The following is a 19,619-nucleotide window of genomic DNA, read 5'->3' on the forward strand; positions in this document are numbered from 1 at the left end:
AAAATATTTGAAAGGATTGAGCGATGCTTGTTCATATTTGTTGCAGTGTAGATAGTCATTATTTCTTGAGCGAACTACAAAAAGTCTATCCAGAAGAGAAGATGATCGGGTTTTTTTATAATCCCAATATCCATCCCAAATCAGAGCATGATCTGAGACTTTTGGATGTGAGACGGAGTTGCGAGATGCTTGGAGTGGAACTACATGAAGGGAAATATGATGATGCGGATTGGACGCAGTCTGTCAGGGGACTGGAAGATGAGCCAGAAAAGGGCGAGCGGTGTAGTGTGTGCTTTGATGTGAGATTGATAGAGAGTGCGAAAATGGCTCAAACACTAGGTCAGAAAACTTTCACAACCACACTGCTATCTTCTCCGATGAAGACACAGCAAGTGTTGTTTGCCCAAGGGGACAAAATCGCACAAGATTTTGGACTTGATTTTGTCAAGATTGATGTCAGAAGCAATGGCGGGACGCAAAAACAAAATGAACTCAGCAAAAAAGATAATCTCTATCGTCAAAATTATTGCGGATGCAAATTCGCACTTCAAAAACAGCGAGAAAAACAAGGGAGATTCCCACTAGAGTTTATCTCTCCAGTTTCAGGACAAGTGATGCCTGGAAGTATCGAATACCGCAATGCTGTTTTTGCCAAACGCGATGAGCTAGAAAAACACAATAAACCTTATATTCTTACTCAGCAAACTCAGCTGATTTGGCGATGTCTGAGCGCAAAAGTGAGCGGTGCGGATGGAGTGATACCCAGCTATATCTTGGCACATTCTTGTAGTAAAAAATCAGTGCGATTGGGTCAGCTATTGTGGATCGATGTCCCAGAGATTGGGAGAGTGGGGTATAGTCGGAGGGATGATAGTGTGTTTTTGACATTGGAGGGCTTAAATGCTTTGCTGCATGTAGATTATCAGAGTGTGGAAGAGCTGTGCAAAAATCCTCTCCATTATCAAGATGAATTGCATCTAAGATCACAGATCGCTCCAGCTCATAGTCTGATACCCATCGTGATCATCCAAAAAGAGCTAGAGGGGGATATGAGACTAGAGATCAATAGTGTGTTTCAGGAAGAGAGGGTTTTTGAGGTAATCGAAATCAAAATGACATAACCTGTCATTTCTCTCCATTAAATTTCTCCTTGAAATTCAAAACAAGGAGAACAAAATGAATTTTTCAGATTTGATGATTGGTGTTGCAATCGGTGTAGTGGGCTATAAACTTGGAGAAATGATTCAAAAGATACGCCAAGAAAGAGATGATAGCGAGTATGGATTGGGGGATTTTGTAAGCGAAGCACTTGAAGGAATCGTAGATGGTCAAAACCTTGACAAAAGATTCTAATAAAGCCTTGAAAGTTAGAAGAATATCTCCTAAGGTCTATCTGCTTGAGTGTCAGAGATGCAATATCAGCATCTACTCTGAGAGACTGAGTTCTGCTGGGGTGGGATGCTTCTTCTGTGGAGGTAGGCTTGAGTATATCGCAAAAGTAGAGCATATACCTGAGGAGATCAAACGACAAAATTGGAACAATGTGAGCTGGATCACCAAAATTATATTGTTTGCTAGAAAAATTTTCTAAGAGGGAAAAATGAAAACAATCCTTAAAGCATTGGGTGGCGTGGCTTTAGGTGTTGCTGCCTATACGCTGGGGGAGATAGTGCAAGAAAAAAGAGCCAAGAAGGGGGAAGAGTATGGGGTTTTGGATCTGTTTGATGAGTGGATCGATGAGGAAGATGTGAGCAAAGAACAATCGCAAATGACCAAAAAACAAATAAAGAAGGATAGAAAATCTCCTGATGAAGGTAGTTTGAGCTAGATTTGGCACAAATGCGATCTAGAATCAATGGGTTATACTTATCAAAAACAAAAGGGTTTTTATGAGTAAAGATCACGATAGGCTTGCGCTGCGTTTGGTGCATACTATTTCAAAACTTAATAGTGGGGAGTTATTGAGTGTCAGTGAGCTTGCTAGTGAGTTTGGAGTAGATATACGCACGATACAGAGAGACATCCAAAGGCTTTCATTTCTTCCTATCGAAAAGAAGAATGGAAAGATTTCCTTGGCCTCTTATGCTTTGGGAAGTGTGGGGTTTGAGGATTTGAGAGAGTTTTTGAAGTTGTGTGGGATTGAGGAGCTTTTCCCCAATCTTGAGAGCAGAACCCTGCAGGATTTGTTCAACCCCAATCTCAATACCTCTCTTCTCATCCATCCAGCAAATTTTGAAAAAATTCAAGCTCAAGAGTTTGAAAGACTCCAAGTGGCGATTTTGAATCGGAGAAAAATCTTTTTCCATTATCATCAAAAATCAAGGGACATCAAGCCCTATAAGCTTGTGCATTATCTTGGAAGATGGTATTTGCTTGGTGTGGATGGGGAGGATATCAAGACTTTTGCTCTTGAGAAGATCAAGAATCTAGCGCTTCAAGATGAGGGATTTGAGCTAGATCAAGGATTGCTTGAAGAGATTGAAGCCAATCGATATGCATTTCTTTCTGCAAGTAAAAATGAAATCACACTATTTATCGATAAGTATGCGATGCCGTATTTTGAAAAGCGTAGAATCTTGCCCAATCAAAAGATTCTGAACAAAGATGAGAGTGGGATGGAGATCATCACGCAGTCAAGTTATGATGAGGAGATTTTGAGAATCATTCAGCAGTGGATACCTCATATCTTCATCCTCTCTCCTGAGAGTCTCAAGGAACGACTAAGAGAGAGGATGGAGGGGTATTTGGGGATGATGAATTAGAGAATAAAGATTTTTTATTGAAACTTTTGATTTTGCTAACTTGGTCTTTCCCTCAATGGAGCATGTTGGATATAATCCAACTATTTAAATATAAGGAGATAAATGTGGAGTATAAGGAGATAAATGTGGCGCGGTTTGTTGTGGTTGCTGGTGCTGGTGTTTTGGTTGCTGGTGCGGCAAAGTTGGCATGGGATTATTTTTCGAAAAAAGAAGTTGTTTTTTTGTTGCATGGAGAAATGGGTGTTGGAAAATCAACAATTATTTCTACATTATCTGGAAAGAAGCATGAGACTGCTACTCCGGAGCATGAAAAGGTAGATATTCGTGAGGCATTTAAGGATGAGGCCAGTGATTTCAAGATTATGCAAATGATAGATGTTAGCAGTAGCGAAAGTCAAAAGAAAGAAAACGAGGGCGTGAGAGAGGAGTTTTTCAAATCTGATGCCTTAAAAGTCTTTTTGTATGTTTTTAATGCTGAAAGATTTGAGGATGAAAAGAACTACTCGTTTGGACTACAAGCATATAAGGAAGAATGTGAAAAAGAGCAAGTTTTATTTTATGCTATTGGTACACATGCTGATAAATTTGCAACAGAACAACAAAAAGTAGAACTAGAAGAAAAAATACAAAGAGACTTTGGTGTTAAGACATATATTATTAATGCACAAAACAAAGATGAGATCAAAAAAATTTGCATCGAGCTTTTGCAAGTAATGCAGGAGAAATATCAATGATCTTAGCGACCATGCAACCAATTGATACAAGCGAAAATTCTATAGCGGTATGCGATGGGGTTGTAGAATGCGATCAGAAAAAAAGAGATTGGATTTTTAGTGAGATTTATGCCACCACAAGACAAATTAAATTGGGACACAGTGAAAAGCTTTTAAAAGTGAGTGATAAAAATCTTTGTTTTGTTTTTCATCCTATTCGTGATATTTTCAATAGGATAAGACCAGTTACCATTGTGTGGGACAAAAATACCTCTGAAGAAGAGATTGAAAAAACTTTTGCCCGATTGGAAATTCCATTTTCTAGATATCTGGAGCTAAAGAAAGCTTTTCAAAAAAAACAAAACAATAAAAAAATATTTGTTTTTGGATTGTTTTTTGTATTGATTATTGCTTGTTATTTTTTTAAATAGAGGAGAGATGATGAAAGACCTTATGGTGATTTGCTCACCAAGACATAAGTATGAGCTGAGAGAACATCCGAAACTAAGAGAGGAGCTTTTTGGAGATATTAGGATAATAGAACAGAGTGCTGAAATTGTTTTGCATGATTTGGATTCTTGTGCAAAAACAGTGGTTTATGAACCCAAAGAGGAAGAAGTCATTTTTGTAAAAAAAGCTCCTTTTTTGCACCAAGCATATTTTGTTGCTGAACATTATGAAATAGTTTATGTTTTGAAGGAGCTTGAACTGCTGCAATGTATTTTTGAAGATATGGGAGCTAAAGAGATTATTCTTTCTTGGTCTTTTTTAAAGTCAGAGAAGACTAATGGAGGGCAGTCAGGAGAAATCTCTGCAAAACTTTCAGGAGGTAATTCAGATTCTGCAAAAAGAAATTATGCGAATCTGGGAATAAATGCAGAAAATCAAACACAAAAAGATCAAGGAATCAAGACGCAGGGTAAAATAAGAACTGTTTTGAGTGGAAAGAAAAAGAGTAGAGAGCAGCTAAGAAGGTATATCGCACAAAATAATATCAATATTAAAGGTTTCTCTTCATCTGTAACCAAAGCAATAAATGACTATTTGACTCATGAAGAAACAAACAAGAAAGAAATTGAAATCAATTTTGTTTTTGAAGATTTTCACAAAGAAAAGAAAGAATTTATTGCAAAAATCAAAGGAGGTATTAATATTGTAGGAAAAGGTCTTTCCTTTATTCCTGAAATTAAGGCAAAAATTAACAGAATTCAAGACAAAGAAAACAAGTTGCATTATCTGTTAAAAGTTATTTTTTAATAGAAGTTTTGACATATCTTGTCATTCTCCTAGCATAAACTGTGCTTCTTAAAGAAACTAGGAGAAAATATGAATAACGACAAAATCCAAAAACTTCAAAAAATAAAGCTCCTCACCACCTCTCTACTCTTTGTAGCAGGAGGATTGCTCTATCTTTCCCATGCACTAGATCTTCCATGGCTAAAAGCCATAAGTGAGGCAGCTCTTGTAGGGGGGATCGCTGATTGGTTTGCTGTGGTAGCACTTTTTAGGCACCCTCTAGGGCTTCCTATCCCCCACACAGCTATCATCCCTAAGAGTAAAGATGCCATAGCCAAAAATTTAGGACAATTTATCAAAAGTGAGTTTTTTAGCAAAGAAAACTTGCGCAAATCCACATTTTTAGAAAAACTCAGTCTTAGAAAAATCATAGAAAGCTTCATTGAGGGTAGAAGCACATCCTTTTCCCTAGATTCTATCGCCCAAGCTTTAGAATCCAAGATCCCCACTCTATGCGAACAAGTCAAGAATGAAGAGAAAAATCTTAGATTTTTAGAGAAAGTCAATTTCTCTAGATTGATTGGTGAAGCTCTCCAGTCCATCCAAAATAGTGCATCTTATGATGAGATTGTTCAAGAGATTGTAAGGATTGTTGATGAGAAATTTCAAGGACTTAAAAGTAAGCTTAGAGATGAGCTTGTAGGAGATTCTTGGGGGAACAAAATTGTGAGCTTTCTGACAAGCTATGACGATAAGGTTATCAATGGAATCGAGGAATATATCAATAAACTCAAAAATCCTAATACCCAAGAGCTTATCCAGCTCAAAAAAGCATTGCAGGACTATATCCACAAACTCTTTCACGATCAAAACACGATGGATTCTGTCAATGCTAAAATCGAAGGAGCTTTAAGCTCAGATATGAGTGTGAAAATCCTAACAGCAATTTTAGAACATATCCAAGAGAATAAAATCATCTCCACTACTCTTGCTGATATCGCCAAAAGAACACTTACAAGCTTTATCAATGACACTCGCAAACTTGCTGTCACAGAGCGATGGATCAAAACCAAGATCGTCAATATCGTGGGGGATTATAGCGATGAGATCGCAGGATTTATCGAGGGCACAATCAAGTCTTGGAATGCTCAAGAGATCAGCCAAAAGCTTGAGCTTGAGGTGGGGAAAGATTTGCAGTTTATCCGCATCAATGGCATGGTTGTGGGCGGGATCATTGGTGGAGTAATTTATGGGATTGAGAGATTTTTTTCTTGAGATAGGGCGACATAACCTGTCTTTTCTCTTAGGTGTAATATCAAAAACAAAAGGAGAAAAGATGATCCCTAAACGCATCAGATATGAATGTCCTCAGTGCAAGAGAAAAGAGAGCCATACCGAAGGGTGTCTGATCATGCCAAGGATATGTTCTAGATGCAAGATACCTTTGATTATCAAAAACACTAGCTTCAATCCCAAATCAAATCCAAAAGAAATCCTAGATAGTATTTTCAATCTTTTCAAATAGCTATCCAATCTAAAAAGAAAGGATGGGGATTCTTGGTAAATACCCTACAATTTTCTCTAAAAAATCCAAGGGAAGCTCATGCAAAATCTTCTTGTCCTTTTTAACCCTTATTATCAAAAAGATGTGATTGACTTACATATCGCTGTGCTTAAAGACAGGGGGGCAGTAGGATTTGGAAAGATCAAATCCCCCCTTGCTTCTCTATCATCTGCAAACGAGATCGATTGGAAGGCTTTGGCTAGCACATCTTGCTCTTTTCCACTCCAGCTTTTTCTGACAGATTATTCTTCTCTTTTTGTGGCCAAGGTAATGAACATAAAAGATGACATCGATCCATCTCTTGCTCCAAGTTATTATCAAGACAAAGGATTAAATGTCGAGGCTTGGTTTGTGATCGTGGATATCATTGAGCTGGTGCATAAAGATTTTGAGAAGATTCGAGATTTGTTTCTTGCAAATTTTACAACCCCTGATTATGGGAATCACACTTATGCGATTTATGGAAATTCTTATCGTTATCCTCTCAGAATAGCGATGAAAAATGAGATTGATTACTTTGCAAGTGATGAACTTTTTTATCCCAATATCTACAAATCCCAAGAATTTCTCAATACCAAAAATAATCTACTCTCTTATGTCTTTGGAGAAGCGGGATATCACCTCCATCCTGAAAGCTTGGAAAACTTGGTTTTTGCAGAAATGGAATTTGAGAAAAACAAAGAAGATAAGCTCTATGATTTTAGTGGTGTGGCGATCAAATACGGCAAAGCTGTGGAGATGGAGGCTTATTTGTTTTTCAAAATTCTTTTTTTCTTTTTGGCCAAAGATGATGGGGAGATTTTAGAGATCTTATTTGAAGTGCAGGGCAGAAAATATAGTGTTGCAGATCTTGGGGAATTTCGTCCAAATCTAGGGACATATAAGTTTTTGCTCCACAATCCTCTTATCTCTCAAGGTATAGAAAACAATAATCTCAAATGGATGATTTCTGGAATCTTTCGTAATCTCTCAATTGTGCAAAAGATTCGCAATGAGGCCGCCCATGGCGAGAAAACATCCTTTGAAGGGATTTGTAAGCTTAGAAATAGTGTGTTGGGAATCGGCAAAAATCGTGTGATTTTTGATTTTTTGGATGGAAGATTGGCTTTGAGTGAAACTTGATTTGACATTGCCTTAGCTTGTAATGCTCTAAGGATGTCTATTAGATGGATTGAAGTATGGATTTCTAAATCAGTTGTATTTTTGTCACCAAGATTCTTTAGCTGGCACAAGACAATCTTTCTTTGATTAGTTTTAGTAGAATAATCCCTTCAAAAGTTTTTTCAAGGTTGTTTTATGCTAGATGTAAATATGATTAAAAAGATTTTGCCTCATCGTTATCCTATGCTACTTGTTGATCGTGTGCTTGAGTTGGAACTCAATCAGAGGATCAAAGCCTACAAAAATGTCACCATCAATGAAGAGATCTTCTTGGGTCATTTTCCTCAAAAGCCAATCTATCCTGGAGTAATGATTGTAGAGGGGATGGCACAAGCTGGAGGAATCTTGGCTTTTATGAGTATGTTTGGAGAAGATTTTTCTTTGGCAGAGGGAAAGATTGTGTATTTTATGACGATTGATCAAGTGAAATTCCGCATTCCTGTCACTCCAGGAGATCGTCTAGAATACCAAGTTGAAGTTTTGAAACAAAAAGGAGCGATTTGGCAGCTACAGGCTTATGCCTATGTAGATGATAAGCTTGTGGCGCAGGCAGAACTTAAGGCCATGGTGGCTGATGCGGAGGATTGATATGAGTATTTCTGCAAGTGCAAAAATAGCAAAAACAGCAGTGATCAGTGAGGGGGCAGTGATTGGAGAGAATGTAGAGATAGGGGATTTTTGTGTGATTGGAGAGAATGTAGAGATCGGTGAGGGAAGTGTGATCTACAATCACGCCACCATCACTGGCTACACAAAAATAGGGAAAAACAACAAAATCTTCACAGGGGCAGCTGTGGGTGTTCCTCCACAAGATCTCAAATATGCTGGAGAAAAATCAGAGTTGATCATCGGGGATGAGAATCTCATCAGAGAATTCACCACACTCAACCCAGGGACTGAAGGTGGAGGTGGTAAAACAATCATTGGGAATCAAAATCTTTTGATGGCTTATGTGCATGTGGCTCATGATTGCATCATCGGAGATCATTGTATTTTGGCAAATAATGCCACTTTGGCTGGGCATATTGAGATTGGAAACTATGTCAATATCGGGGGACTTACCCCTGTGCATCAATTTGTCAGAATCGGTGATGGTGCGATGATCGCTGGAGCATCAGCACTCAGTCAAGATGCCCCACCCTATTGTATGCTTGAGGGTAATCGCGCAGTCATTCGAGGACTCAATAAGCATCGTATGCGCAAACTCTTTGATTCTGAAACGATTGATGAGATTTCGGCATTATATAGGCGTCTCTTTGCCCGCACTTCACCGCTCAAAGAGCTAGCAAGAGCAGAATTAGATCAGTGCCAATCACATCCTGTGCTTTCCAAGATTTGTCATTTTATTTTGGAATCTGAGCGTGGAATCCCTCTTAAGAAAGGAAAAAGCAGTGAATAACCCCCCTATGTATCCGTGTAGTTTTTGTGGTAAGCCTCAGCCTAGAGAGTCTGTGATTTTGAGCGATGAGGCTATTTCACATCAAAATGCTTGTATTTGTGCGCATTGCATCGCAGCGATCAATCAAATCCTTGATTCTGATTTGGAGCAAACTCAAGAATGGGATAAGCCCTCAGAGGTAGTCGAAGAGCTACCTACACCTAGCGAACTAAAGGCAGCGTTGGATGAGTATGTGATCGGACAAGAAAATGCCAAGAAGGTATTGAGTGTGGCGGTTTATAATCACTATAAGCGTGTTTATATGGGGGAGTATGAGGGTGAGTATAGAGATGTTGAGATCAATAAGTCCAATGTGCTTTTTATTGGACCGACAGGGAGTGGAAAAACACTGATGGCACAGACTTTGGCCAAGACTTTGGGAGTGCCTATAGCAATCTGTGATGCGACAAGTTTGACTGAGGCAGGATATGTGGGGGAAGATGTAGAGAATATCCTAACTCGTTTGCTTCAAGCATCAGATGGAGATGTGGAGAGGGCACAGAGGGGGATTGTGTTTATTGATGAGATTGATAAGATTTCTAGACTTTCAGAAAATCGCTCAATTACGCGCGATGTATCTGGGGAGGGTGTGCAGCAAGCATTACTCAAAATCATCGAGGGTAGTGTCGTCAATGTCCCTCCAAAAGGAGGACGCAAGCATCCTCATCAAGATTTTATCCAGATTGATACAAGCAATATTTTATTCTTGTGTGGAGGGGCATTTGATGGGATGGAGGAGATCATCAAGCGCCGTGTGAGTGGCAAGACTCTAGGATTCAATCAGCAAAACAAAGATGAAATAGATGAGTCAAGCTTACTAGCACAAGTTGAGCCTGATGATTTGGTGGGGTATGGGTTGATTCCAGAGTTGATTGGGCGCTTGCCTGTTGTGGTGACTTTAGAAAAAATCTCTCAAGAGGCAATGATTCGGATTTTGAGTGAACCCAAAAATGCATTGATCAAGCAATATCAAAAACTCTTTGATATGGATGGTGCTAAGCTTCTCTTCACTCATGGAGCACTTGAGGAGATTGCTAGCCTTGCACTTGAGCGCAAGACGGGTGCTAGGGGTTTGAGAAGTATTTTGGAGGGGTTATTGAATCCTGTGATGTTTGATTTGCCACAGCAGAAAGAGATGGGGTATGTTGTGGGAGCCAAGGAAGTCAGAGATCAAGCCATTTTTCCTTGTTCTCTTGAAGACATCAAGGCAGTATTTGAAGCAACGAAAAATCAAGATGCAGAAATCAAAAAGGAGCACAAATGATACTAGATCGTTTTATTGGGATTTTTTCTCATGATATTGCCATAGATTTGGGGACAGCCAATACTGTTGTTTCTGTTAGGGGTCAGGGGATTATCATCAATGAGCCCTCCATCATCGCAGTCCAAAATGATCGTTATGGGACGAGAGGTAAGTTGCTTGCTGTGGGAAGTGATGCAAAAGATATGGTGGGTAAAACACCAGGGGGCATCTATGCACTTAGACCTATGAAAGATGGAGTGATTGCAGATTTTGATATGACAGAAAAAATGATTCGTTATTTTGTGGAAAAGGCTCACAAAAGAAAGTCTCTGATGCGCCCAAGGATTATGGTTTGCGTGCCTTATGGTTTGACAGGAGTTGAGCGTAAAGCAGTGCGAGAATCAGCTATGAGTGCCGGAGCTAGAGAAGTGTTTTTGATCGAGGAGCCAATGGCAGCAGCGATTGGTGCTGGCTTGCCTGTGCGTGATCCTAGGGGAAGTTTGGTGGTAGATATCGGAGGGGGGACAACAGAGATTGGCGTGATTTCATTGGGTGGACTTGTGATTGCTAAATCTTTGAGGGTTGCTGGAGATAAGCTTGATACAGCGATTGTTGAGTATGTCAGAGCCAACTATAATCTTTATATTGGAGAGAGGACTGGTGAGGAGATCAAGATCGGTATTGGAGCAGCCATCTCGCTTGATCAGCCTCTTAGAATGCAGGTAAAAGGAAAAGATCAGGTGAGTGGATTGCTCAATACCATTGAACTCACAAGTGAGGATGTCAGAGAAGCGATCAAATCTCAGCTTAAAGAGATTGGAAATTCACTCAAAAGCGTTTTGGAATCTATGCCACCTGATTTGGCAGGAGATATCGTTGAGAATGGAGTGGTTTTGACTGGAGGAGGAGCTCTAATACGAGGGCTTGATAAATACCTTTCAGATCTTGTTAAGCTTCCTGTTTTTGTGGCTGAGGAACCTCTATTGTGTGTGGCCAAAGGAACAAGCAAGGCGATTGAGGAGATGGATCTTTTGGAGCAGTTGAGTTTTGAGTAATGAAATCCAAACCTCTCTTCTTCTTTGTTTTATTTTTGGTGGGGTTATTTGTTTTTTTTAAAGTTGATCATATGCTTCGCGGTGGGGTTTTGGCGATCGGAGATCGGGTCAAGGGGGCAGTTTTTGACACTCAAGAGTGGCTTGTGCAATCCTATCAGACTTATTTTGATCAAGCTGCAACCATTGAAGAGCTAAGAGAGCAAGTCCATGATGCTACACAAATTAGGTTTGAACGAGATGAGTTACGCTCTGAGCTTGAGCAGATTCTGAGGTTTTATAATCTTCCTTCTTTTACATCCTCGCAATTCACTCCAATTCGCTCGATTTCTTATGTAGAAGTGGGGAATTATGATCGTGTTTGGCTTACAGATTATGAGGGAGAAGAGGGGAGATTGTATGGATTGGTAAGTGGTGGTTATGTAGTGGGTGTAGCCAAAATGACAGATCATGAGCGTATGGTGGGCTATCTCAATGGAGATTCGTTGTGCTCTTATGGTGTATTCATTGGCAAGTCGCGCTCTTTGGGAATCATCAGAGGTAAAAATCATCAAATTTTGATTGATTTTATCCCCTTGGGAAGTGAGATCAATGTGGGGGATGAGGTAGTGACCAATGGGATGGATGATGTATTTTTTGCAGAGATTCCCGTAGGGAAAGTAATCAAGATCCATGAGAAAAATGGTTTTTTGAGCGCAGAGATTGAGCCCTATGCTAAGAATTATGGATTGGGCTATATGTGGTTGTTGGATAGGAGTAAGGATGATTGATCGATTGAAAGAAGGGTTGCAGAAGTGTCAATACAAGAGTGATCTAGAAGTTTTGCTCAAGTCATTATTGAGTTATGAGATTGGTGATTTTGAGAGAGCTTATGTGCAATCCCCTCAAGATTATTTGCAAGTAGCTCAGACTTTAAGAGAGAGATTGCTTACTCTTGTGCTCAAAAATGGGGATGTGGGGGAGAGTTTTTATTTGGCAACTTATTTGGTGTTTGCACCCATTGAGGGGGTAGATAGTAGTAATGAGCTAGAGGTGTTTATCAAAACGGCTCAAGAGTATTTTTTGCAAGAAGGATTGAGTGATATTGAGAATCTGATGCTCTTGGAGTTAGAAGTCTTGGGATGGATTTTGAGTGGAGAATCCAAAAAAGGAATCCAAAGATATATCCAAGGCATTAGTCATTTACAGATGCATCTTGGACCCATGGGGCGTGCTTCAGAATTTATCCGTGAGGCATTTCCCAAGATGGGAATTAGCATGGAGTTATTTTTGGAAAGTATGCGTGAGATTCTTGCTCTTGAGTATTGTATGAGTTTGCCCATCATGCGCGCAAGATCGATACTAAATTGGCAGCTTCATTGCTTTTGGAACATCACAAGTTTTTTTAATCATCGCTCATGGCTTGAGCTTTATCCGCTGTGGAGAGAGTTGTTTTATGCCTATCTTAAATCCCCTCAAAGCGAACATCTCGATCATGCGATGTATATGCAGTTTTTCATCTATCATATGTGTGGCAATAGCTATGCATCTCAAGATCAATGGAGAAGCTTTTGTGATGAGATTGACTTGGTGGCATCTAGGCGGTATGAAGAGTTTGGCAGAGAGCATCATCTAGCTTGTGTATCAGAATCTACTCCAAAACCTAAGCGCGTGATTGGAATCTTGAGAGATCGGATTGTGGAGAATTCTCCCTACAAGGTCGAATACAGCTTTTTGAAGCAAATTCTTGCTCATCCAAAATTTAGCCAAGTCTATACGATTAAGATTTATCTGATGAGTTTGCTTGAAAAGTCAGATAACTCTGAAGCTGCGATGCAAAACTATCGTGGATTGGGGATTGAGATTTTTGATGTGGGGGCAGAGTGCAATCAAGAAGGGTTTTATAACTCACATCTGCACAAAGCATTGCGTTTAAATGAAGAGATGAAAAAAGATGGTGTTGATATCTTGATTAGTCCCAATAATGGCTATGGAATCAGTGATTTTCTTCTTGCTGTGCGTAGTGCAAAAAAGCAGATCTTCTGGTCGCATGGCAATTTTGTCTATAACTTGCCCTATCTTGATTCTAAGATGACACATATCTGTGGCAATGCGACTTCTTTGAGGCATGAGGGCTATGAGTTTGTTGGGGTACCCGTAGTGATGGATAGAGAATTTTATGATCCCTATGTGCCTCAGGAGATCATCAATCATCATCGTGCCAAATACCCCAAAGACAAACAAATCATAGGGACAATCGGACGACTAACCAAGATTGATAGCTTGCCTTATTTGCGTATGATTGTTTCCTTGATGCAGGAGTTCCCAGATACTATATATTTGGCTTGTGGGAGTGGAAATATCAAAGAGATTCAAAGTAAGCTTGAAGAGATTTTGGGGGAGGGGTATGAAGAGTTTATGAAGAGATTTTATTTCTGTGGCTATGTTGATAGTGCGATTTATGGACATATTCTTGACCTATGGCTAGATAGTTTCCCTATGGAGCAGGGAGAAAGTCGGATCGAATATGTGGCCAAAGGTAAGCTATCTTTGGTGCTTGCCAAAGATCCAAGTAAGATCAAGCAAGAATGGAAAACGATGGCTGTGGATGAAGAGGATTATAGAGAGAAAGCACGCTATTTACTTGGGCTTGGATCTGGACAAAAGCAGGCTTTAATCGATGAGATTATGGGGGGGCTTGCACGCTATAACCAAAATAGAGAAGAGATGGGGGTTGAGAGTTTTTTGGAATGCTTGAATGGACAAGATTCTTATTCTCACCGCCTCTGATCCTTCAAGCAATCCTCGTCCAAGGAGAATGATTGAGAATCTGAGAGAGTGCTTTGAGCTCTATGCGATAGGGATTGGAAGTGGGGTGTGTGAGGGGGTGAAAATGTTTAGTTTCTCAAGCTATCAAAAGCGCAATTTCTGGCAAGAGATGAAACTCTATATGGATGTCTTGTGTTCCAAATGGGAGAAACTTATCTGGACAAAAAATCGTCTAGAAATTGTTCCATTGCTTCAATCTCAGAGCTTTGATGCCATTATTTGTTTTGATTTGCCACTATTGCCCATCGCACTCAAATACAAAAAGAATGCCAAAGTGATTTTTGATGCTCAAGAGTATTTTCCAGAATGGATAACTTCAGATTTTCGATGGAATCTGCTTTTTAAGCGTTTTTATACTGATTTGTGTAGAGAGTATTTGCCTCAGGCTGATTGTGTGCTAAGTGTTTCACCTAGTTTTGTGAAGCGCTATGCCCAAGAGTTTGGAATCTCTCCTGTGTATTATCCTTCTTGGCCCTATTTTTATGATTTGCCCCCATCTGAAGTGAAGTCATCCATCCGCATTCTTTATCATGGAGCCCTCTCATCCAATCGTAGCATTGAAGATGTGGTGTGTTTGAGTGATGGGTTGGAGGAGTGCTTTGAGTTGCATTTGGTGCTTGTGGGAGGTGAATCACATTATAGAGCCAAGATTGAGCAGATGATCAAAACAAGATGGGATAGAGGACAGAAGATCTTCTTGCATCAGCCTGTGAAATTTGAGGAGATCATTCCTTTTGGGAATCAGTTTGATATCGGACTTTACTATATGCCTCCAAAGACTTATAATCTCCTTGGCACAATCCCCAACAAGGTCTTTGAATATATTGGATCATCTTTGATGCTTGTTAGCACACCCAATCCTGATGTCAAAGATTTGATTGCAGACTATGATCTAGGGAGGGTATCGCGTGATTTTTCACTTGAAGCGATGATTGAGTGTATCAATGCTTTGAGTGAAGAAGATGTGAAAGAATACAAACTACGATCCTTTGGAGCTTCAAAACTTTTGAATAATGCACAAAATCAGGGCAAAATCTTAGGGCTTTTGCGCGATCTTTTGGGATCCAATAGCCACTTTATTCCAAGATAAATCCCAAATCCCAAAACACTCACCATCACAATGCTTGCTCCACTTGATAGATTGAGCAAGAAGCTCCCCAAAAGTCCTATTAGACAAAAAAGTAGATTAAACAACACAGAGAATCCCATCATACCTTTGAGTGTTTTGCTTAATCCTTGGGCGATAAAAGTGGGGATACTTAGAAGTGCGATCACAAGGATCAGCCCCACAGCTTGCATCGTGATCACAACACATGAGGCAATCATCAAAATAAGAAGATAAAACAACCCCCCACTTCTAATGCCCCTAGTTTTGGCAAAATCCTCATCATAGCTGAGAGCTTGGATTTGGGGATAAAGTCCAATAACAGCAACCAAAAATAGACAAGCCAATCCCCACATCATCCAAAGATTGAAATTTGAAAGCACCAAAATATTGCCAAATAGATAGCCCATCATATCAGCTTGATAACCAGAGCTAGACTGGATGAGGAGGATTCCAAGTGCCATTCCAAAAGCCCAAATAGCACCGATAAAATTATCACTCGCATGCCTATGGTGCCTGATGAGGTAGGCCACAAGCAAAGCCAATCCAAGTGAGAAGATCATCGCACTCATAAGGATAGGAATCCCAAAATATGCTCCAATCCCAATCCCCCCATAGGCTCCATGAGTAAGTCCCCCAGCGACATAAGAGAGGCGGTTGATGATGATCAGTGATCCTAGGATTCCACAAGCAATGCTTAGGGGGATGATGGAGAGGAGCGCATTGTGGATAAAGGGCATTTCAAGAAGAGCTAGCAGTTGTTCAAGCATCACAATTTCCTTTGATGTGGTGTTTGCATCCAAATTCTTGGAGTAATTCTTCTCTTTGGCGTGGAATCTCAAAGAGTGAAAGAGTTGTTTGAAGATGAGCAATATGCGTGGCATAAGTCAGCAAGAGTTCAAGATCATGGCAGACGACAATGATTCCCCTGCCTTGGGAATGCAGAGTAGAAAGCAAGGAAAAGATCTCAAGGGTTGAGTGGGTGTCAATGTGTGCAGTGGGCTCATCCAAAATCAAAAGCTTAGAATCAGCACACAAAGCTCTAGCAATCAATACTTTTTGCTTCTGTCCTCCGCTAAGGGCATTGAAGTTTTGATGGGCAAGATGAGCAAGATTGAGTTCATGTAGGATCTCTTGAGTGCGTTGTTTGTCTGCTTGGGTGTAGAGTCCAAAGGGGCGTGTGCATCCCATCAAAACAAGATCAAAGACACAGATTGGGAAATTGGGATTGCCTGTGATGTGTTGTGGGACATAGCCTATTTGTGCGGGAGAGATGTCTTTGTGGATGGCGTGGGTAGGATCTTGGATCAAGCCTAGGATGAGTTTGATCAGAGTTGATTTTCCACCACCATTATTGCCAATGATTCCCAGAAACTGCGAGCAATCATACTCTAGTGAGAGATTGGAGAGCACTTCTTGGTGATTGTAGGTAAAGCTTAGATTGCAAATAGAAATCATTGAATCAAGCCTTGTGCGAAATGAAGCATCTCTTGCTCCCAGTCATAAGCTAGGGGGTTTGTGATCCAAATACTAGCCCCTGTTTGTTTGGCAAGAGTAGAGGCAGCCTGTGTGGAGAAACCATTTTGTACAAAGATGACTTTGATGTGATGTGTTTTGATGGCTTTGAGGGTTTGGGCTAGGATCTGAGGTGTGGGCTCTTTGCCTTCAAATTCGATTGAGATTTCTTTGAGTTGGAATTCTTTGGCGAAGTGTCCCCATGCTGGATGATAGGTGATAAATGTGCGATTTTTGAGAGATTTGAGCTGGTTTGTAATGTTTTGATGCAAAGCATTGATCTGCTCAAGAAAAGCATTTAGATTGTGTTCATAAAGTGCTTTGTGTTGGGGATAATGAGAGATAAGGATTTGAGTGATCTTGTGTGCGATATCTTTGACTAGCATTGGGCTGAGCCAAGTGTGTGGGTTGTGATGGTGGAGATGATGGGAATGCTTGTGAGTGTGAGGGTCTTTTGTGATTGGGGCGATGGAGAGGATCTGGGTGTGTGCAAGATTGTTTTTGAGTTTGGGAATCCAGATGTGTTCAAACTCCAATCCCATCGTCAAATACAAATCACTCTTTTGAAGATCTAGGATCATTTGAGGTTTGAACTCAAAAGTATGAGGATCTGCTCCTTGGGGGATCAGGGTGTGAATCTCCACTGTGTCACCAGCGATTTGTTTGAGAAAGTAAGCTTGAGGAGGGATGCTCACAGAGATGAGAGGTTTGGCATAAAGAAAGCCAAGTGTCCAAGCAAAGAATGCAAAAAAGATAGCTTGAAGCTTTTTCATAGTTTTTCCTTGGTGTGGGATAATGAAATAGTTATTTTAGCAGATGCAACTAAGTTGCATAATAGAAGTGATAAAATTAAAATAAAAAAGGATTTGGGCTTGATGAATGCACGCAAACTTCTTCAAGATCACGGAATCAGCGTGAGTGATTTGAGAGTGCAGATGATAGAAATTCTTGCGCGTGCTAGAGCTCCCTTGAGTTTCGAATCTTTTTCTCTTGATGCCAACAAAACCACCTTTTATCGCAATATGGAGCTTTTTGAAAAAGAGGGGATTGTGGTGAAAACTGAACTGGATCGCAAGGGATTTTATGAGCTTGCTGATCGAGTGAGGGCTTATTTTGTATGTGAGGTGTGTCATGAGTTTCAAAATATACAGATGCCAAAACTAGATGGGAAAATCAAAAGTGTGCTAGTCAAGGGTGTGTGTCAAAAATGTGATGAGGAATGAGTGTGAGAATCTTGACAATCCTTGGAGCTAGGCCTCAGTTTATCAAGCATTCTGTGATTCAAAAAAGGCTCAAAGAGCATGGGATAGAAGAGGTTTTGCTCCACACTGGACAGCATTTTGACACCTCAATGAGTGAGATATTTTTCAAAGAGCTTGAGATAAAAAAGCCCGATCTCTTGCTAGAAATAAGAGAGAGAGATTCCTTGCTTCAGCTTAGCTCTATGCTTGCTCAAATGCATAAAAATCTTGAGGCAAAGAACTTTGATTGTGTTCTTGTGTATGGAGATACGACTTCTACACTTGCTGGAAGTCTTTTTGCCAAGGATAAGGGAATGAGACTTGCGCATATCGAAGCAGGTCTTAGAAGTGGGGATCTTGGGATGCCTGAAGAGCGAAATCGAATCATCACTGATCAAATGGCAGATCTTTTGTTTGCTCCAACGATAGAAGCGTATGAAAATCTTGTGAGAGAAAACATCAAAGGAGAAGTGATCATCAGTGGGGATGTGATGCTAGATAGCTTTTTGCACTTTTTGCCTAGGTCTCAAGCCCCTCAAGGAGTGAGAATCCCAGAAGAATTCATCCTCTGCACACTCCATCGCCAAAGCAATGTAGATGATAGAGAGAGGCTAAGATTTTTGCTTGAGGGCTTGGGTGAGGTGGCAGAGAGGATTCCTATCATTTTCCCCATCCATCCACGCACACAAAAAAGGATAGAGGAGTTTGATCTCACTCTCCCTAGTTCAATCTTGTTTGTCCCTCCTCAGGGGTATTTGCAAACTCTTTGGTTGCTTGAGCATTGTCAGTGTGTCTTTACAGATAGCGGTGGATTGCAAAAAGAAGCATATTTTGCGAAGAAAAAATGTCTTGTTTTGAGAGAAGTGAGCGAGTGGGTCGAACTTGTAGAAAATGATGCGTGTGAATTGTTGGGAAGTCAAGGAGTGCTTGAGGCTTATCAATCGCTAGGGGGGTTTAGCACACCTAGTGGCTTGTATGGGGATGGAAGAAGTGTGGAGAGGATTTTGGGGAGTTTCTAATGGGTGACTTTATGGACAAAACTCCATAATTAAATCATGATTTTTTGTAAGTTTGTGTAGATGTGTTTTTGTAATAAATGTCCCGTTTTTAAATAATCCAGCAACAGCCTGATCATTTTTAAATTCAACTATTGCTTGTATCTCTCCCATTTTATATTTCGTCATGATCCCCTCTCTTTTTTCGTCTACATACGGAATTTCTAGTATGAGGATGCCGTCTGTATCGTATATGCTCATAATACCATTTAGCATTTCATTTTTAATTGGTACTTTCATTAGAAGTTTTCCATTTTCGTGATATCCCCTAACTGTCCCACGAATTTTTCCATTCTTTAGAGGGATTATTGCTTCAAGTTTTCCATTTTCGTGATAGAGCTTACCTATCCCATTTTTTATTCCCTTTTTGTAGGGAGTTTTTGATTGTAGTTTGCCATTTTTGTAATATTGCTTTTCTATACCATCTTCTAGATTTTCTACAATAAAAACTTTGCTCCATAATTCTCCACTTTCATAATAGCGTTTTGCAATTCCATAAATCTCTCCATTTTGTAGCGGAGCCTCAAATTCAATAGCTCCACTTGCATAATAGGTTCGAATGTAATTTTCATCTTTTGAGTCTATATGTTGTTTTGTTGAAAGTAGTTTAGATTTTAATAGTCTTGCAAGTGGCATCAAGATGAACTCCGCTAGTGCAATGTAAAACAAATCGACTAGTCTATTTTTTAACCATTTGTCCATTTTATTCCTTGATTTGACAATTAC

23 protein-coding genes are annotated in these 19,619 nt (G+C 40.0%); 19 read left to right on the plus strand and 4 right to left on the minus strand.

Annotation, left to right across the window (positions count from 1 at the left end):
- Nucleotides 1–23 precede the first annotated feature (23 nt).
- From T391_RS0102185 to T391_RS0102270, 17 genes are all read left to right on the plus strand, one after another.
- A complete protein-coding gene (locus T391_RS0102185) occupies nt 24–1,121 on the plus strand; it encodes an epoxyqueuosine reductase QueH (protein WP_027326965.1) in 1,098 nt (365 codons plus the stop codon).
- A gap of 55 nt (nt 1,122–1,176) precedes the next feature.
- Nucleotides 1,177–1,353, plus strand: coding sequence for a hypothetical protein (locus tag T391_RS08570; protein WP_156923052.1), 177 nt, complete (start codon nt 1,177–1,179; stop codon nt 1,351–1,353).
- Entirely contained in the window at nt 1,325–1,591 is a 267-nt protein-coding gene (locus T391_RS0102195) for a hypothetical protein (RefSeq protein ID WP_027326966.1), read from the plus strand. Before T391_RS08570 ends, T391_RS0102195 begins: the two co-directional genes overlap by 29 nt.
- A 9-nt stretch (nt 1,592–1,600) precedes the next feature.
- A complete protein-coding gene (locus T391_RS0102200) occupies nt 1,601–1,828 on the plus strand; it encodes a hypothetical protein (RefSeq protein WP_027326967.1) in 228 nt (75 codons plus the stop codon).
- Between the two features lie 61 nt (nt 1,829–1,889).
- The gene (locus tag T391_RS0102205; protein WP_034583530.1) at nt 1,890–2,762 is read left to right on the plus strand and encodes a helix-turn-helix transcriptional regulator; all 873 of its coding nucleotides are present in this window, start codon (nt 1,890–1,892) and stop codon (nt 2,760–2,762) included.
- Nucleotides 2,763–2,779: 17 nt separating this feature from the next.
- Nucleotides 2,780–3,496: a GTPase domain-containing protein gene (locus T391_RS0102210; RefSeq protein ID WP_156923053.1), complete on the plus strand. Its 717-nt coding sequence runs from the start codon at nt 2,780–2,782 to the stop codon at nt 3,494–3,496.
- On the plus strand, nt 3,493–3,906 hold the full coding sequence (locus T391_RS0102215) for a hypothetical protein (RefSeq protein ID WP_027326970.1): 414 nt from the start codon (nt 3,493–3,495) through the stop codon (nt 3,904–3,906). The genes T391_RS0102210 and T391_RS0102215 overlap by 4 nt, the downstream gene beginning before the upstream one ends.
- Before the next feature lie 10 nt (nt 3,907–3,916).
- Nucleotides 3,917–4,732 carry a hypothetical protein gene (locus T391_RS0102220; protein WP_027326971.1) on the plus strand — a complete coding sequence of 272 codons (816 nt, stop codon included), beginning with the start codon at nt 3,917–3,919 and terminating at the stop codon, nt 4,730–4,732.
- 69 nt (nt 4,733–4,801) lie between these two features.
- The gene (locus T391_RS0102225) at nt 4,802–5,986 is read left to right on the plus strand and encodes a DUF445 domain-containing protein (RefSeq protein ID WP_027326972.1); all 1,185 of its coding nucleotides are present in this window, start codon (nt 4,802–4,804) and stop codon (nt 5,984–5,986) included.
- A gap of 328 nt (nt 5,987–6,314) precedes the next feature.
- A complete protein-coding gene (locus tag T391_RS07675; protein ID WP_051420539.1) occupies nt 6,315–7,397 on the plus strand; it encodes an HP0729 family protein in 1,083 nt (360 codons plus the stop codon).
- A gap of 174 nt (nt 7,398–7,571) precedes the next feature.
- A complete protein-coding gene (gene fabZ, locus T391_RS0102240) occupies nt 7,572–8,024 on the plus strand; it encodes a 3-hydroxyacyl-ACP dehydratase FabZ (protein ID WP_027326974.1) in 453 nt (150 codons plus the stop codon).
- A 1-nt stretch (nt 8,025) separates the two neighbouring features.
- Nucleotides 8,026–8,835 (plus strand): acyl-ACP--UDP-N-acetylglucosamine O-acyltransferase, encoded by an 810-nt coding sequence (lpxA, locus tag T391_RS0102245; RefSeq protein ID WP_027326975.1) that lies wholly within the window; start codon nt 8,026–8,028, stop codon nt 8,833–8,835.
- Between the two features lie 7 nt (nt 8,836–8,842).
- Nucleotides 8,843–10,138, plus strand: a complete 1,296-nt coding sequence (gene clpX, locus T391_RS07680; protein WP_051420550.1) for an ATP-dependent protease ATP-binding subunit ClpX — start codon at nt 8,843–8,845, stop codon at nt 10,136–10,138.
- Complete coding sequence (locus tag T391_RS0102255; protein WP_027326976.1) at nt 10,135–11,172, plus strand: rod shape-determining protein; 1,038 nt, start codon at nt 10,135–10,137, stop codon at nt 11,170–11,172. The genes clpX and T391_RS0102255 overlap by 4 nt, the downstream gene beginning before the upstream one ends.
- On the plus strand, nt 11,172–11,939 hold the full coding sequence (gene mreC, locus T391_RS0102260) for a rod shape-determining protein MreC (RefSeq protein ID WP_027326977.1): 768 nt from the start codon (nt 11,172–11,174) through the stop codon (nt 11,937–11,939). Before T391_RS0102255 ends, mreC begins: the two co-directional genes overlap by 1 nt.
- Nucleotides 11,932–13,938: a hypothetical protein gene (locus tag T391_RS07685; protein WP_051420540.1), complete on the plus strand. Its 2,007-nt coding sequence runs from the start codon at nt 11,932–11,934 to the stop codon at nt 13,936–13,938. Before mreC ends, T391_RS07685 begins: the two co-directional genes overlap by 8 nt.
- Complete coding sequence (locus T391_RS0102270; RefSeq protein WP_027326978.1) at nt 13,907–15,067, plus strand: glycosyltransferase family protein; 1,161 nt, start codon at nt 13,907–13,909, stop codon at nt 15,065–15,067. Before T391_RS07685 ends, T391_RS0102270 begins: the two co-directional genes overlap by 32 nt.
- Here the strand turns inward: T391_RS0102270 and T391_RS0102275 are convergent.
- Genes T391_RS0102275 through T391_RS07695 form a run of 3 tightly spaced genes read right to left on the minus strand, consistent with a single transcriptional unit; the run spans nt 15,001 to nt 17,370 of the window.
- Nucleotides 15,001–15,852, minus strand: a complete 852-nt coding sequence (locus T391_RS0102275) for a metal ABC transporter permease (protein ID WP_233709529.1) — start codon at nt 15,850–15,852, stop codon at nt 15,001–15,003. The genes T391_RS0102270 and T391_RS0102275 overlap by 67 nt on opposite strands.
- Nucleotides 15,845–16,540: a metal ABC transporter ATP-binding protein gene (locus tag T391_RS07690; protein ID WP_051420541.1), complete on the minus strand. Its 696-nt coding sequence runs from the start codon at nt 16,538–16,540 to the stop codon at nt 15,845–15,847. Before T391_RS07690 ends, T391_RS0102275 begins: the two co-directional genes overlap by 8 nt.
- A complete protein-coding gene (locus tag T391_RS07695) occupies nt 16,537–17,370 on the minus strand; it encodes a metal ABC transporter solute-binding protein, Zn/Mn family (RefSeq protein ID WP_034583533.1) in 834 nt (277 codons plus the stop codon). The genes T391_RS07690 and T391_RS07695 overlap by 4 nt, the downstream gene beginning before the upstream one ends.
- Nucleotides 17,371–17,472: 102 nt before the next feature.
- On the opposite strand from T391_RS07695, the gene T391_RS0102290 reads away from it, so the two are divergent.
- On the plus strand, nt 17,473–17,820 hold the full coding sequence (locus T391_RS0102290; protein WP_027326980.1) for a transcriptional repressor: 348 nt from the start codon (nt 17,473–17,475) through the stop codon (nt 17,818–17,820).
- Between the two features lie 2 nt (nt 17,821–17,822).
- Complete coding sequence (wecB, locus tag T391_RS0102295; RefSeq protein ID WP_027326981.1) at nt 17,823–18,857, plus strand: non-hydrolyzing UDP-N-acetylglucosamine 2-epimerase; 1,035 nt, start codon at nt 17,823–17,825, stop codon at nt 18,855–18,857.
- A gap of 9 nt (nt 18,858–18,866) precedes the next feature.
- Here wecB and T391_RS07700 read toward each other — a convergent pair whose 3' ends face one another.
- Nucleotides 18,867–19,595 carry a toxin-antitoxin system YwqK family antitoxin gene (locus tag T391_RS07700; protein ID WP_051420543.1) on the minus strand — a complete coding sequence of 243 codons (729 nt, stop codon included), beginning with the start codon at nt 19,593–19,595 and terminating at the stop codon, nt 18,867–18,869.
- Between the last annotated feature and the right edge of the window lie 24 nt (nt 19,596–19,619).

The organism is Helicobacter pametensis ATCC 51478, from assembly GCF_000518225.1.
GTDB classification, from domain to species: domain Bacteria; phylum Campylobacterota; class Campylobacteria; order Campylobacterales; family Helicobacteraceae; genus Helicobacter_G; species Helicobacter_G pametensis.